The following is a 13347-nucleotide window of genomic DNA, read 5'->3' on the forward strand; positions in this document are numbered from 1 at the left end:
TTGAAATCGAACAAGTTTCTTCTATATAAATAGAGTGAAAAATGATTAAAAGGAATGTAAAGGAACCTTGACGTAAAGTTTACTTTACATATATACTCGATATATGGGAGGAGGGAGAAATTTCCTTGGAAAATAAAATGGTCGAATACCGAAAAAAATTTGGACTATCTCAAGAAAAATTAGCTGAGAAACTTGGCGTTTCAAGACAAACCATTATCTCAATTGAAAAAGGAAAATACGATCCGTCACTTCCGTTAGCATTTGAAATAGCAAAAACATTTCAAACAACGATAGAACATGTATTTATTTATGAAGGAAAAGAAGAGGGGGAATAGGGATGAATTATTCACAAAAGTACTTTGTAATTATGGGTGTTATTTTTCTATTTATGAGTGGATTTATGATATTAACAGGTATAATGACGCATTCTGCACCACCAGCTATAACGTATCCATTGCTTGGGATGATGATTATGAGTTTCTGCCTAAGCTACTTGCATCCGCAATTTAAAGAAAAAGACGAGCGAATGAAACTTATTCGTTATAAAGGAATGTTTGTAACCTTTTTTGCATTAACAGCATATTATCTTCTTTTCTCTATCGGCTTAAACTTAAAAATACTTACACTATCTGCTACTGAATTATTGAATATACTTATGGCACTTACAATGAGTACCGTCTTTATCTCATTTGTTGTTTTGGCAAAAAGATATTAAGATGGAAGAGAGAAAGGAAGATTAATATATGCAAATGATGTATGCTTTTGGCATTGGGCTTGTATTATTTTTAGCTGTATTCTTATTTATTCGTAAAGACGTTCAAGGCGGGACGTTAACGAAACGAGGATTTTATAAAATGATTGGCTGTTTAGTTGTTATGTTTATTGCGATTATTGTAATGATTGTTTTAATAAGTCGGTCACTATAAAATTAAAAAATGGAACCTTACTTTAGTAAGGTTTTTTCTTTTTGTATAAAACCCTAAAAATCCCACTAAATCCATTTACCACATATAATTGATATTATATAATTTAATAAAATGATAGATAGGGAGAATAGTATATGAATAAAAAAACTATCTTCTTTTTATTAACATGTCTACTACTTATAGCTAGTACTACTTATATAATATGTAACAAACAAGAACAAGTGCCACCTATGTTAGTATGGGAGAATCAAGAATACTACGTTACGAATGAACCTGCCGAAGCTGAAAAAGTTGGAAAAAGGCTCGGAGAAGTAACAAAGAAAATCGAAACAAGTAAAAAACCTGCTAAAAACAGTGAATCCAACATAGTACAAGAAAAAACAGAAGTATTCACAATGATAGAGGCAGAAAAAAATCCGCACTCACCTTTAATCATAAAGGAGCCTTATAGTGACGAATATAGAATAGTGAGACCGATGTTACATGTACTATAAAGTGAAAAGGAGACTCATATGCAGACAGTAACTTCATATCCATGGTCGTTAAGAAAAACGTTTGTCTTTTTCCTTTGCTTCATCCTTCCGCCAATCGGTGCAATTTATATTTTGATGAATCGAGAGGTGCTACAAAAGAGAGACCTCATTTTATATGTATTATTTGCTGCTATTAATATATCGCTTTGGTTATCGCTTATGATCTTTGATCGGACTATGTGGATGGTAGCAGGGCATTATATAATTGGAGCAGTTGTTATTGTTTTTTCGAATATGAATAAGAGATAAGCCAGCAACCTTAAAGTTGCTGGTTTTTATTTTGCTATTTATAATGAAGAAACAAATTTTTAATAGAGAGTAGTGGGCATTATGAGATGGAAAGAGGGAACGTTTGAAAAAATAGACACGAATGACTCATCTGTTGAGCAACTTATAAACACGTTTAAGGAACAAAACTTAATTGGTGGAGCAATAATAAGCTGTTTTAAAGTGCATAACGAAAATTTTTTTAAAGAAATACCACATTCGAAAGATGGACATGAGCACTTCTTTAGAAGAATCTTCAACTCTTTAGACATAATCAATAACTTAGAAGAGTTAAAAATACATACATCAGACAAATATAAGTTTCGTTTTAAAGAGCAGCTGGCAGTTATGCTTGATGGTAGCATTGCTGCGCAAATTTTGTGGGGCGGAGCATATGAAGGGTTTAAGGAACGACCAGTTATCGCAAAACAATTAGCAGTCAATGTATGTCAATATATGTTCCAAGATCGATACGAAGATATTAAAGTGTTCGAAAGCTATCGCCCTTGGACAGATTGGTTTTACGATGTTGCGTGGGATGTTACTTGGATGGTGTTAGATAGTAGGGAACAGAAAATGTGGTTCATTTGTGCTACGGATACAGATTGATAGAAGAGGGACCTTGTAGGAATGCTGCAAGGTCCTTTATCTTTTGGGAATTAATAGAAAACGAATCATATAAATGCTATACTAAAAAATGTTTGTAATGTCAGTTTCATAATATTGTATGATGCTGACTTACTAGAAAAGATAAGAGGAGAATGAACGTGCAAAAGATAAAGAGATTATTGCTATTAATGATGGTAGTAGGATTAACAGCAGGTGTTTTAGCAGGGTGTGCAAATCCGAAAGATACTACAGAAGAATTTTTAACAGCGATACAAAAAGGTGATGTAGAAAAGGCTCGTACATTTGTTGAGAGTGACAAAGAATTTAATAAACTAAATGAAAAAACAGATGATGCTGAGGCAAAAGCAATGCTAAGTGCAATTACAAAGAACTTTAAATTTGAAAAGCTAGAAGAAGTATCGAAAAAGGATGACAAAGCAGAAGTGAAAGTAAAAATTACATCTGCTGATCTATCCGTTGCTGTAACAAAAGCAGTGGGAGAAGTTATGCCAATGGCCTTCGCTAGCGCATTTAGTGAAGACAAAGAACAATCTGAAAAAGCAATCGAAAAAACAATGACCTCAACCATCATCAAAAACTTAACGGATAAAGATGCAGCAATGGCAACTCGCGAAGTTACATTGAACTTAAAGAAAGACAAAGATGGCGACTATAAAATCGTTGCTGACGATAACTTGAAAGAAGTATTGTTTGCCAATGCAAAGTCTTTGGAGAAGATGTTTGGTGGGAAGTAATTGAATTAGATAAAAAAGAGACACCATATCACGTAGAAGGTTGATATGGTGTCTCTTTTTTTTATGAACCTGAAGAGATTTGAACTCACGAAAATAATTATATAAATTCGATATTATGATTTTTTAATTTAAGACATAAAGCTAGTTGTAGCAGAGGAGGTACTGTATTCTATGTTTTCTTATGCGGATCCTATAGCGTAGAAAGGTAAAATTTCTGGACCAGATTTTAATTAGTTTTCCTTCAGTTTTAATGAGGAGGTGTACGAAGATGTTGTGACTATGTCTGCTGAATACTATTAATTGTGAAGTTAAATAAGACAACAATTTATTAGAGGAAGATTAGTTAGTTTAAATATCAGATTTAGGTGTTTAACAGGGGTACTAATTAATTTCAGTTCTTCCATGAAAAATTAAAGAAAAAGTATGGATAAACAAATTCTTGTTTTAAGTGAATTTTGTGAATGTGGGAGGCCGCTTTAAATAAAGATGGTCAACGCTATGTAAATAATTGAGAGTGTTAAAATATGCAAAATTGCATATTAAATATTTTAAATCTTATGCTAACCTTATAATGCGAAATATAACATTTGTTGGTAATAATTAATTTTTGAAAGATAAAAAATTAATCATTACAGTGGTATACAATTCACTGTCCTATAGCATAAACAATAATAACGAAAGCTATTTGAAGTCCTTTGAAGGAAATAAGTTATTGGAAAAAATTCTATATAGGGAATTTGTTGAAATTTCAGATGTAACAAATGTCATTTTATTTTTAATGTCTGATAAAAGCGATGCCATTAGAGGGCAAAATATTGTGGTTGACTATGGATATACAATTGTATAAATAAATCATCTTGGGAATTAAGGGTGTGGATAATGAGTTTACTAATTAAAGATTTAACAAAGAAATTTGACGAGCATGTTGCAGTGAATAATTTGAATATCGAGATACCAAAAGGTGAAATATTTGGATTCTTGGGCGGGAATGGAGCAGGTAAAACGACTACATTTCGAATGATACTTGGACTTTTATCGAAATCAAGTGGGACCATTTCATGGAATGGTAAACCTATAAATTATGGTGTTACAGATAAAATTGGGTATTTACCAGAAGAACGTGGTCTTTATGCGAAAATGACTGTCAAAGAACAAGTTAACTTTTTTGCAAAACTAAAGAACATGAAAAGTAAAGATGCAGAAAAAGAACTTCACTATTGGCTGGAGCGTTTTAATATTACTGAGCATCTGAACAAAAAGGTAGGAGAACTTTCTAAAGGGAATCAGCAAAAAATCCAGCTGATAACAGCGATTATACATAAGCCTGAACTCTTAATTTTAGATGAACCATTTAGTGGTTTAGACCCAGTAAATGTTGAAATGTTAAAAGACGCTGTTCTTGATATGCAAAAACAAGGGTCGTCAATTCTTTTTAGTTCACATCGTATGGAACATGTGGAAGAATTATGCCAACACATTTGTATTATGCACAAAGGTGTACCTGTTGTTCAGGGTGACATTGCCAAAATTAAAAGTGATTTTGGTAAAAAGAACGTTGTAATCGTTGGCGATCATGACTTTGACCATTTGAAAGAAATAAAAGGTGTAGAAAGTATGAAGAAACGTAAAAATGCAGTTACTCTTAAAATTTCATATGAAGAAGTGTCACATGTTTTATTTAAAGAGATAACAAAATTAGGGTATGTTAAAAAGTTTGCAGTAGAAGAGCCTACATTAAATGATATCTTTATTGCGAAAGTAGGTGCACAAAATGAGTAGTTTCTGGACAATTTTTTTACAAAACTATAAATCTAAAGTGAAATCAAAATCATATTTTGCTATTACAATAATAGTTTCTATGTTAATTATAGGATTGATGAATTTTGACAAGATTTATAACTTGTTTGCAGGTAACGAGGACGATCAAGTTGTTGTTGTTGTTACAGAAAAAGAAGAATTATATTCAACCATTCATCAAGTGTTTAAAAATGTCGATAGTAAGATACAAGTTAAACGTAGCACGGATAAACAAAAAGCAGAATCAGGTGTTAAAAATGGTGATTATACATATGCAATCGTTGTAGAGGAATTGAATAATAAACAATTAAAGGCTACGTATATAACTGAGACGGATGTAAATCAGCAAGATGTTAGCAAGGTTCAAACGATTTTATCTCAAATACAATCTTCTAACTTCGCCCAGCATTTGAATCTATCGCAAGATGAATTAAAGGTGTTAACAACGCCAGTAGAAATTCATACCAAAACGGTTTCAGATAAGGTTAAAGATGGAGAACATACTGAGGGTGTAGGAATTTTAATTAATGTCTTTATCATGCTAAATTATCTAATGATATTAATGTATGCTGCACAATTAGCAACAGATGTTGCAACAGAGAAATCTTCTCGTGTTATGGAGTTAGTTGTTTCAAGTATTTCGCCTACCAAACATTTATATGCGAAGCTATTCTCGACATTATTGGCTGGTATTACGCAAATCATAATTTGGGGCTTGGTCGCAACTGTTGGATATAAAACAGCAATTAATGATTCGAAAAATGATATTTTAAATAGTATTGATTTAAATTCTGTTGCTCCAACTCTAGTGTTTTATGGGATTCTATTCTTCACATTAGGATTCTTGTTATATGGCTCATTATCTTGTCTATTTGGCTCTATCATTACGCGTATAGAGGAATCTTCTCAAGCTGTTATGCCGCTGATGTTTATGTTACTTGCTGCTTTGTATATCGCAATTTATGGAATGTCAAATCCAAGCAGCATGGTTGTTACCATTACTAGTTATGTACCTTTCTTTACTCCTATAGTTATGCTTGTACGAATTGGATTCCTTAATATCCCAGTATGGGAGATTGCGCTAGCATTAGGGATTCTAATCGCAACAATATGTATAATGATTGGTTTAACGAGTCGTGTTTACCGCGGTGGCGTATTAATATATGGTAAAGGTGCATTTAGTAATATCAAAAAGGCAATCAAGTTAGGGCAAAAATAGGATTCGTCTATTCATTTTTAAACTTAAATTTACAAAGATCTGCATAGTTAAACTGTGTAGATCTTTTTTGTTGAGAAATTTATATAAATAAATATAAAAATTGCCGTATTAGGCTATTTTTCAAAGAGAATTTTAAAAAGCTCTCAAAAGAGAGTAAAGAATCGAGTTCTAGCGAACAACGCAGAGCGATGATTAATATAATTTATGTCTTTCTCCAAAATGGAGAAAAGAAGTAGGGAAAAAATTTAGTTTTAATAATAATCATTTATTTGCTACATAAAGAAAACCCCTTGACTATCAAGGGGGTTTTCATATGATCCCGGAGAGGCTCGAACTCACGACCTCCACCCTGTCAAGGTGGCGCTCTCCCTGCTGAGCTACGGGATCCCAACTATAAATATTACGATCAGCAATGTGTTTTCATTTCATTCGTGTAATCGAAGGATTTGTATAATTTATTGAATATTTTAACATTTAATGCATTCCTATAATAACAACAAACTTTAATGGTGTAAAGATTTAATTTTCTGGATATTATCATTCCAATTTTTATATAAAAAATAAGCCCCGAAGAGCTTATTTTAATAATAATATCACCGCGATTATCAATGATATTTTCAAAAATACAATCATAAATAATGGGGCTCGTTCATGAGCTATCGTCCTGTAACTGTCATTCCTGCTGTGTAAATTGTATCTACAGAACCGTCAGCACTTACAACTTCAACTTTATAGCGATATGTTCCATTGTCTGAAATGTTTTCGCCATATCCTGTGAAAGTAGAAATTTCATCATTACTTCCAGCTGGAATCCATTGATTTTGCCAATGGAAGAAAGTATCATATTCTCCCCAGTTATCGCCATATTTTTTCTCGATGCTGACATTGTAATGAATATCTTCAGCTCGTTCATTTGTAATTCTTGCAATTACGTTTTGACCAAAGCTATATTCTGTAGCGTGTACTTGAACTGTAACACCATTCAACGTTTCGCTAGGACCACAAATATAACGACAGAACTCGCTTGCTCCGTCAGCATGTGCCTTTGGTGTATCAATGTTCATAGCTGTTAAACCGCCTAAAGCTAAAGCTCCTGTTAATAATACTTTACTAAATGTTTTCACTTGAAATTCCCCCTAAGTATATTCTCAATTCGTTCCATAGATATCACATTAAGTAGTTTTATAACATTAATCTAATCGAACGCTTTTTTCCTCGAGTGTATTCGCTATGAATCTTTCATCTTGTAGTAATCTAACCTCTACATATAATTTCACAGTTTTGATTCCATTTATTGGCGAAAAATTGATTTTATTATATACCATTATTATCTATTTACAAGAGAAAATAATACTGTATGCAAAAATGCATAATAAAAAACACTGCTTGTATTCTGAATTACAGAATACAAGCAGTGTTGAGTTTCAATTAATATTTGATTGGAACCTAATGCTTATTTTTTATGTTTAATAGTATACATATATCATCGTTTATTAAATTCATAATTGATAAACCTTGTCCAGGGGACGCCCTTTCTGCTGAGCTACGGGATCTTCAAAAGGGAAAGTATAAGCGATTATGAGAGTAATGTATAAAGGGATAATGATGAGAAGCGAATTTAGTAGAAAGTAGTCTTTGGATGTAGAGGTTATATTATTTCCGATACCAATCCAAAGGACCTTCATCACTCAAATCAACAAGAAAAGGGAACAAGAAGTGTAAAGGTAAGCTTATAAGTTCTGGCATAGCGTTCACTGTTTTCTTTGATAGATATTGCCTCCCAAAACAATACGGACAATCTTTTTCAAATGCCAAGAGTATCGACCATACGTCTTTTACTTTCCATTTCGTTTTACAATACGTACAACGCGCCATTGAGTTCCTCCTCAGTTTAAGGTGTTTTCTAATATATTCTACTTTATTGTACGAAAGTCATTTGAATTTGATGTGGTAAAATGCAAAACAAGCCTAACCCCGTTCTACATTCAGGAAGGGGCTAGGCTTGTTTTAATTTCGATCAAAGTCTCTTTGTATCAGGCTGTTTATACATTGCCTAGATAGCTTCGCGTTAAATTCGGGAGAATAATTTTTCCATTTTTACTGTATTTTTCGAATAGCTCTGATAGGAGAAAAATAAAATTTTTATACTGTTCGTCATTTTCTTTCGGAGCATAAGATGCTGATAAATTCCTTCCCAAAAACCCTTCATAATCAAAAAGTAAATCATTTTGATATTCTTTAAAATCATACTTTCCATCTTTAAAAAAGCTGTTAAATACTTCTGGAGTTTCATCTATTCCACCGCTAAATCCTTCAAAGTTTGGGCAGGTTTTCTGGCAAATTTCTGCGTTCTCTTTAATAAGTGGACTAGTTAAATCTCTACTATTCCAAACAAGTGCAACATTTGCTTTTTGTTTTAAAATTCGTTGGCATTCGATTTTGAAAGCCTCTTTATTAAACCAATGAAATGCTTGGGCAACAGTTACTAAATCTACACTATTTTCTTTTAAAGTGGTATGTTCAGCAGTTGCTTTTATGGATTGAAAACGAGAATATAGTTTTAACGATTGCTCAGCGATCTTCCTCATATCATCATTTGGTTCAACTCCAATAACATGTAAACCACTTTCAAGCAGCTGGTGGCTAAATATCCCCGTACCTGAACCAATATCAGCCACAATCCGATTCCCTTTCAGTTGGTTAGCTGAAAGCAAGTAATCAATATATTCATTAGGATAACTAGGGCGATATTTTGCATATATATCGGCCCTGTCAGTAAAATTTTCTGTTGTTTTCACAGTACTACCTTCTTTCTTACGATATTATGTACAGAAATAGAAATTAAATATGAATTCCGGCATCAGTCTCTAAGTCTACAACTTAAGAGTCCAGCTAAATAGAAAGCCTCAGTTTCTTTATTCAAATATCCTTTATCCGTTTAGTATACTATTTTAGATAATATCTTCCAAAAGACTAGAATGGCTTACTCAATTATGTTTTAAAGTGTATATTTTTATGGATTTATTTAATAATTTATGAGCGATTGTATGTCGTATTACGTTTACGTAGGTAAGAGATTTTCATTTTTGCTATTTAAATTGGCCAATATATCCTTTTTACAATTTACTGAAAATCATGTATAACAGAGATACATGATTATTTTATCTCGCTATTTGCGGGCAGTAAGATCCCTTACCTCGAAATTTAGCAAAAGTAAAGAAGTTAGGTTTGGGTCGGGATGGCCGTAAAATCCCGATTGGTGAGGGTTGATGAAAGTTTCACTTTATAAATATTCAGAAGTAGAGGGAGAAAAGTTGTAATGGTAAGAAAAACGTTCAAGATGCGCGTGTCTAAAAATAGAACGATTTCGATTAATGGCTCGATTCTTGATGTGGATGTTACACATGATGAATTTTTACAAGAGTTTGTTGAGTGGGTCGATTCTAAAGGTTGGTCGTTTATGGGGATAACCGATGAGATTACGCCCGAGGAAGCTAGTCAAAAGTTAATAGATTCGTTGATAGATGAGAAGGATAAGAAAGAGTAATTCCTTCTTATTTTTATTGTATATTTATGTTCTTTATCGTAAAAATATGATATAGTAAAAAATAGTGAAAATTCTTCCAGTTTAATACAAATTACATATGATTGGTAGATTTCTTATTTTGTTAGAGGAGTAAATGGAAAAGGGAGAGTCATATGGTAAATTTCAAGAAAATTTTGGTTTTTATTACAGTTATTTGTTTGTTTTTGTTGACACCTATGACATTGCGTGCTGAGACGAATATTGGAGTAAATCCAGAACAAGTTGCACCACCACCTGCAGAAGGACCGAATGTTTTTAGTCAGTTTGCAACGACAATTGATGCGAAAACAGGAGATGTTATGTATGACAAAAACGCATATCACCGAGCATATCCTGCTAGTACGACGAAGGTGTTAACAGCGATTTTACTCATGGAGCATACAAAGCCAGAGGATCAATTTACATTTTCACAACTAGCATTAGATCAAGAGAAGAGTAATTATCAAATTGAGTTTCAACCTGGAGAGACAATTAATAGAAATACTGCGCTTATGATTTTAATGGTGCTGAGTGCGAATGATGTGTCGTATGCGATTGCGGAGCGGATTGGCGGGAGTGTTGAGAATTTCGCTAATATGATGAATGAGAAAGCGAAGCAATTAGGGGCGAAAGATAGCCACTTTGTAACACCGAATGGACTGCATGATCCGAACCATTATACGACGCCGTATGATATGGCTATGATTACGAAGGGTGTGCAAAAGTATCCTGAAATTTTACAAGCAATGAATACGAAAAGAACGACAGTTACGACGTCTAGGCAGACGGTGTCTATTTTTAATAAATCTAATTTTTTTGAAAATCCATATAGCATTGGCGGTAAGACAGGGTTTACGAATGAAGCGCGTAATACACTTGTTTTATTAAATGAGAAAGATGGAAACCGTATTATAAGCGTAGTAATGGCTTCTCAAAGACCTGAAATTTATGAAGATTTGAAGCAGATGGCGGAATATTCTTTCGGTCAATTTACGAAGCAAATGGTGCTGGATAAACATAATTGGCATCAAAAAACAACATATTTAAATAAAGATGTTAATTCTGAGTTGGAACAAAGTGCGGAGCTTATGCTTAAGAAAGATGAAGGAAAAAATGTGAAAACTATTTTCCGGGCGGCTTCATTAGATAAAGAATCTTTATATCATAAAGGAATACATCGTGGTGAGGTAGTTGGTGCAGTTGATATTACGAAAAATAATCAAACAATTGCGACGGTAAATGTTCTTTCAACAGAAGATGTCACTTTTGCGATGCCTAAAAAAGATACAACTATGCCTGAAGTAAAAGACTCAAATGTTAAAGTAATAAGTGTTGGGATAGGTGCGATTGTATTATTTGGAGCAATTTTATATGTAGTGTTGCGCCGAAATACAAAAGGAATGAAATCAGAAGGTAAATAAATTACTAAAAAAAGATTGTGTAAAATTTTGGCACAGTCTTTTTTTTTATACTTTAAATAACTAATAATTGTAAATTTTCTTATTGCAATAACTTAAAGTTCGTTATATCATTTACTTGTGTTCTTGTTAAAGAACGTAATGGATATTGCATACTTCAAATAATATAAAACAACGGAGAGGGAGAGAGACGATGAAATTAATTTGGAAGGTAATTAGCAACGCGATCTCATTTGTTTTATTTGCATTGATGGTTTTTTTAGCTTTTGTAGTTATTTCTTCAAAAGCGAGCGGTGGTGATCCGACAGTGATGGGATATCAATTTAAGAGCGTTCTTTCAGGATCAATGGAGCCGACGTTTTTAACAGGATCAATCATTGCAATAGAACCAAACAAAGATGGTTCTAAATATCAAAAAGGTGATGTTATTACCTTTAAAGAGAAAGATCAAAAAATTATCACTCACCGTATTATCGGTGTGAAAGATACAAATGGAAAAGTAATGTATGAAACAAAAGGGGATAACAACAACGGACCAGATTTAGAGCCAGTACTTGCAGAAAATGTAGTTGGAAAGTATGCAGATATTACAGTTCCGTACGTTGGTTATTTACTGAATTATGCGAATTCAAAAGCGGGAGCAGCATTACTTCTTATTATTCCAGGAGTCTTTTTACTTGGATATTCCGCGATTTCTATTTTTGGGGCTATTCGTAGCATTGACGGAGAAAAGAAAGATAAAAAAGTAGAACAATCCGTCTAGTTCGTTTGGTTATACTTTCCGTTTAGGAAGTTAACAAATATATATATATTAAGGGGATATGGACATGACTTTAAAGAAAAAATTAGGAATGGGTATTACATCAGCAGTACTAGGAGCAGCGTTAGTTGGTGGAGGAACATTTGCATTTTTCAGTGATAAAGAAGTGTCAAACAATACATTTGCGGCTGGGACACTGGATTTAGCATTAAATCCATCAACAGTTGTTAACGTATCGAATTTAAAACCTGGGGATACAATTGAAAAAGAATTTAAACTAGAAAATAAAGGCTCTTTAGATATTAAAAAGGTTTTACTGAAAACAGATTATAATGTAGAAGATGTAAAGAAAGATAATAAAGATGATTTTGGTAAACATATTAAAGTAACATTCTTAAAAAATGTAGATAAGCATGAGACAATTGTGAAACAAACTACTTTAGATAAATTAAAAGGTGACACACTTACAGCTGTAGATAATGATTTATCGGCTTGGTTCTGGGATGAAAAAGGTATTTCAGCAGGTAAATCTGATAAATTCAAAGTGAAATTTGAGTTCGTTGATAATGGAAAAGATCAAAATCAATTCCAAGGCGATAAGTTACAATTAAATTGGACGTTTGATGCACAACAAACAGCAGGTGAAGAAAGATAATAACAAAAAGGGCTATCACATGGATAGCCCTTTTTCTATTTTTCTAGTATTTGTCTATCAATTTTAATAGTTCTTTACTATAATATAGATAATGTTCTGTATAAAGAACGTAATGTTCGATGGGAGAGATTAAGATGCTGAAAAGACCGCGTAATTTTAAAAAGATGCTTATATTGCCGTGTATGTGTTCTATTACGTTTTATTTAGGATCTCAAATTATGACGCATACAGAAGCGGCGTTCATTCATGAAACGAAAGTAGAAGCGACGTTTTCTACAGCAATTATATTTCCGAAAACAGTTAATACGTTAAAAGAGCAATCTGAGAAACATAAACAGTTTATTGAGCGTGAGTATGGAACGATGAAGGGAAAATCGAAAGCAACTTCTATTGAAGAAATAAAACAGGCGATTTCTGTATGGCAACAAGGGCGTGAGAAAATTGTTGCTGAGAAGGAAGCTCTGCAAAATGTATATACTGAAATAGAAGCTCCTTATAATCAAATACAAGAAGAATTAAAGGTAAATAAAGATGAGTCGATGCAGCAAGTGTCCGTATATGTAAATGAAGGCTTTCGCAGTATCAAAGAGAAACGTGACTATATTGAGAAAGAAATTAGCTTGAAAGCTATTGATGAGCAAATTCAGGCTCTTCAGCAACAATTAAACGTTGCAATTGAAGCGGAAGGACAAAAGAAAGTAGAACAACAGAAGAAAGTAGAAGAACAGAAGAAAGCAGAAGAACAGAAGAAAGCAGAAGAACAGAAGAAAGCAGAAGAACAGAAGAAAGCAGAAGAACAGAAGAAAGCAGAAGAACAGAAGAAAGCAGAAGAACAGAAGAAAG

Annotated in this window: 18 protein-coding genes and 1 tRNA gene; 15 read left to right on the plus strand and 4 right to left on the minus strand. The window is 33.0% G+C overall.

Features of this window, described 5'->3' with window-relative positions:
- Positions 1-125: 125 nt before the first annotated feature.
- From H6481_RS22635 to H6481_RS22680, 10 genes are all read left to right on the plus strand, one after another.
- Positions 126-335: a helix-turn-helix transcriptional regulator gene (locus H6481_RS22635; protein WP_000428506.1), complete on the plus strand. Its 210-nt coding sequence runs from the start codon at positions 126-128 to the stop codon at positions 333-335.
- Positions 336-337: 2 nt separating this feature from the next.
- Positions 338-715: a hypothetical protein gene (locus H6481_RS22640; protein WP_048564894.1), complete on the plus strand. Its 378-nt coding sequence runs from the start codon at positions 338-340 to the stop codon at positions 713-715.
- A 28-nt stretch (positions 716-743) separates the two neighbouring features.
- Positions 744-926: a DUF3976 domain-containing protein gene (locus tag H6481_RS22645; protein WP_001178303.1), complete on the plus strand. Its 183-nt coding sequence runs from the start codon at positions 744-746 to the stop codon at positions 924-926.
- A gap of 134 nt (positions 927-1060) precedes the next feature.
- Positions 1061-1420 carry a hypothetical protein gene (locus H6481_RS22650; RefSeq protein ID WP_182813272.1) on the plus strand — a complete coding sequence of 120 codons (360 nt, stop codon included), beginning with the start codon at positions 1061-1063 and terminating at the stop codon, positions 1418-1420.
- 18 nt (positions 1421-1438) lie between these two features.
- Positions 1439-1708: a hypothetical protein gene (locus tag H6481_RS22655; RefSeq protein ID WP_071730676.1), complete on the plus strand. Its 270-nt coding sequence runs from the start codon at positions 1439-1441 to the stop codon at positions 1706-1708.
- An 81-nt stretch (positions 1709-1789) separates the two neighbouring features.
- Positions 1790-2335, plus strand: coding sequence for a hypothetical protein (locus H6481_RS22660; protein WP_001267330.1), 546 nt, complete (start codon positions 1790-1792; stop codon positions 2333-2335).
- Between the two features lie 158 nt (positions 2336-2493).
- A complete protein-coding gene (locus tag H6481_RS22665) occupies positions 2494-3090 on the plus strand; it encodes a DUF4878 domain-containing protein (RefSeq protein ID WP_001169495.1) in 597 nt (198 codons plus the stop codon).
- 712 nt (positions 3091-3802) lie between these two features.
- Complete coding sequence (locus H6481_RS22670) at positions 3803-3937, plus strand: SDR family oxidoreductase (protein WP_241846027.1); 135 nt, start codon at positions 3803-3805, stop codon at positions 3935-3937.
- 32 nt (positions 3938-3969) lie between these two features.
- Positions 3970-4869, plus strand: coding sequence for an ABC transporter ATP-binding protein (locus H6481_RS22675; protein ID WP_000054722.1), 900 nt, complete (start codon positions 3970-3972; stop codon positions 4867-4869).
- Entirely contained in the window at positions 4862-6106 is a 1245-nt protein-coding gene (locus H6481_RS22680) for an ABC transporter permease (RefSeq protein ID WP_182813274.1), read from the plus strand. Before H6481_RS22675 ends, H6481_RS22680 begins: the two co-directional genes overlap by 8 nt.
- Positions 6107-6420: 314 nt before the next feature.
- Here the strand turns inward: H6481_RS22680 and H6481_RS22685 are convergent.
- The 4 genes from H6481_RS22685 to H6481_RS22700 form a co-directional block, all read right to left on the minus strand.
- Positions 6421-6493: transfer RNA gene (locus tag H6481_RS22685), tRNA-Val, on the minus strand.
- Positions 6494-6762: 269 nt separating this feature from the next.
- Positions 6763-7230, minus strand: a complete 468-nt coding sequence (locus tag H6481_RS22690) for a hypothetical protein (RefSeq protein WP_097920403.1) — start codon at positions 7228-7230, stop codon at positions 6763-6765.
- 529 nt (positions 7231-7759) lie between these two features.
- A complete protein-coding gene (locus H6481_RS22695) occupies positions 7760-7981 on the minus strand; it encodes a hypothetical protein (RefSeq protein WP_000090211.1) in 222 nt (73 codons plus the stop codon).
- Between the two features lie 167 nt (positions 7982-8148).
- On the minus strand, positions 8149-8904 hold the full coding sequence (locus tag H6481_RS22700) for a class I SAM-dependent methyltransferase (protein WP_182813276.1): 756 nt from the start codon (positions 8902-8904) through the stop codon (positions 8149-8151).
- 521 nt (positions 8905-9425) lie between these two features.
- Here H6481_RS22700 and H6481_RS22705 point away from each other — a divergent pair.
- From H6481_RS22705 to H6481_RS22725, 5 genes are all read left to right on the plus strand, one after another.
- On the plus strand, positions 9426-9653 hold the full coding sequence (locus H6481_RS22705; RefSeq protein WP_000251856.1) for a hypothetical protein: 228 nt from the start codon (positions 9426-9428) through the stop codon (positions 9651-9653).
- 152 nt (positions 9654-9805) lie between these two features.
- Positions 9806-11092 carry a D-alanyl-D-alanine carboxypeptidase family protein gene (locus H6481_RS22710; RefSeq protein WP_016513126.1) on the plus strand — a complete coding sequence of 429 codons (1287 nt, stop codon included), beginning with the start codon at positions 9806-9808 and terminating at the stop codon, positions 11090-11092.
- 190 nt (positions 11093-11282) lie between these two features.
- Positions 11283-11852, plus strand: a complete 570-nt coding sequence (locus H6481_RS22715; protein WP_000767802.1) for a signal peptidase I — start codon at positions 11283-11285, stop codon at positions 11850-11852.
- Positions 11853-11916: 64 nt separating this feature from the next.
- Positions 11917-12504: a CalY family protein gene (locus tag H6481_RS22720; protein ID WP_000172852.1), complete on the plus strand. Its 588-nt coding sequence runs from the start codon at positions 11917-11919 to the stop codon at positions 12502-12504.
- A 119-nt stretch (positions 12505-12623) separates the two neighbouring features.
- On the plus strand, positions 12624-13347 hold a 724-nt coding region (locus tag H6481_RS22725), incomplete at its 3' end, for a DUF4047 domain-containing protein (protein WP_182813278.1).

It is taken from the genome of Bacillus sp. ME78, assembly GCF_903970865.1.
GTDB classification, from domain to species: Bacteria; Bacillota; Bacilli; order Bacillales; family Bacillaceae_G; genus Bacillus_A; species Bacillus_A cereus.

Bases quoted from the DNA above. Each gene is read 5' to 3' on its own strand.
- H6481_RS22720 (WP_000172852.1), top strand. From the start codon at position 11,917: ATGACTTTAAAGAAAAAATTAGGAATGGGTATTACATCAGCAGTACTA.
- H6481_RS22650 (WP_182813272.1), top strand. From the start codon at position 1,061: ATGAATAAAAAAACTATCTTCTTTTTATTAACATGTCTACTACTTATA.
- H6481_RS22640 (WP_048564894.1), top strand. From the start codon at position 338: ATGAATTATTCACAAAAGTACTTTGTAATTATGGGTGTTATTTTTCTA.
- H6481_RS22680 (WP_182813274.1), top strand. From the start codon at position 4,862: ATGAGTAGTTTCTGGACAATTTTTTTACAAAACTATAAATCTAAAGTG.
- H6481_RS22655 (WP_071730676.1), top strand. From the start codon at position 1,439: ATGCAGACAGTAACTTCATATCCATGGTCGTTAAGAAAAACGTTTGTC.
- H6481_RS22710 (WP_016513126.1), top strand. From the start codon at position 9,806: ATGGTAAATTTCAAGAAAATTTTGGTTTTTATTACAGTTATTTGTTTG.
- H6481_RS22675 (WP_000054722.1), top strand. From the start codon at position 3,970: ATGAGTTTACTAATTAAAGATTTAACAAAGAAATTTGACGAGCATGTT.
- H6481_RS22660 (WP_001267330.1), top strand. From the start codon at position 1,790: ATGAGATGGAAAGAGGGAACGTTTGAAAAAATAGACACGAATGACTCA.
- H6481_RS22715 (WP_000767802.1), top strand. From the start codon at position 11,283: ATGAAATTAATTTGGAAGGTAATTAGCAACGCGATCTCATTTGTTTTA.
- H6481_RS22705 (WP_000251856.1), top strand. From the start codon at position 9,426: ATGGTAAGAAAAACGTTCAAGATGCGCGTGTCTAAAAATAGAACGATT.
- H6481_RS22695 (WP_000090211.1), bottom strand. From the start codon at position 7,981: ATGGCGCGTTGTACGTATTGTAAAACGAAATGGAAAGTAAAAGACGTA.
- H6481_RS22645 (WP_001178303.1), top strand. From the start codon at position 744: ATGCAAATGATGTATGCTTTTGGCATTGGGCTTGTATTATTTTTAGCT.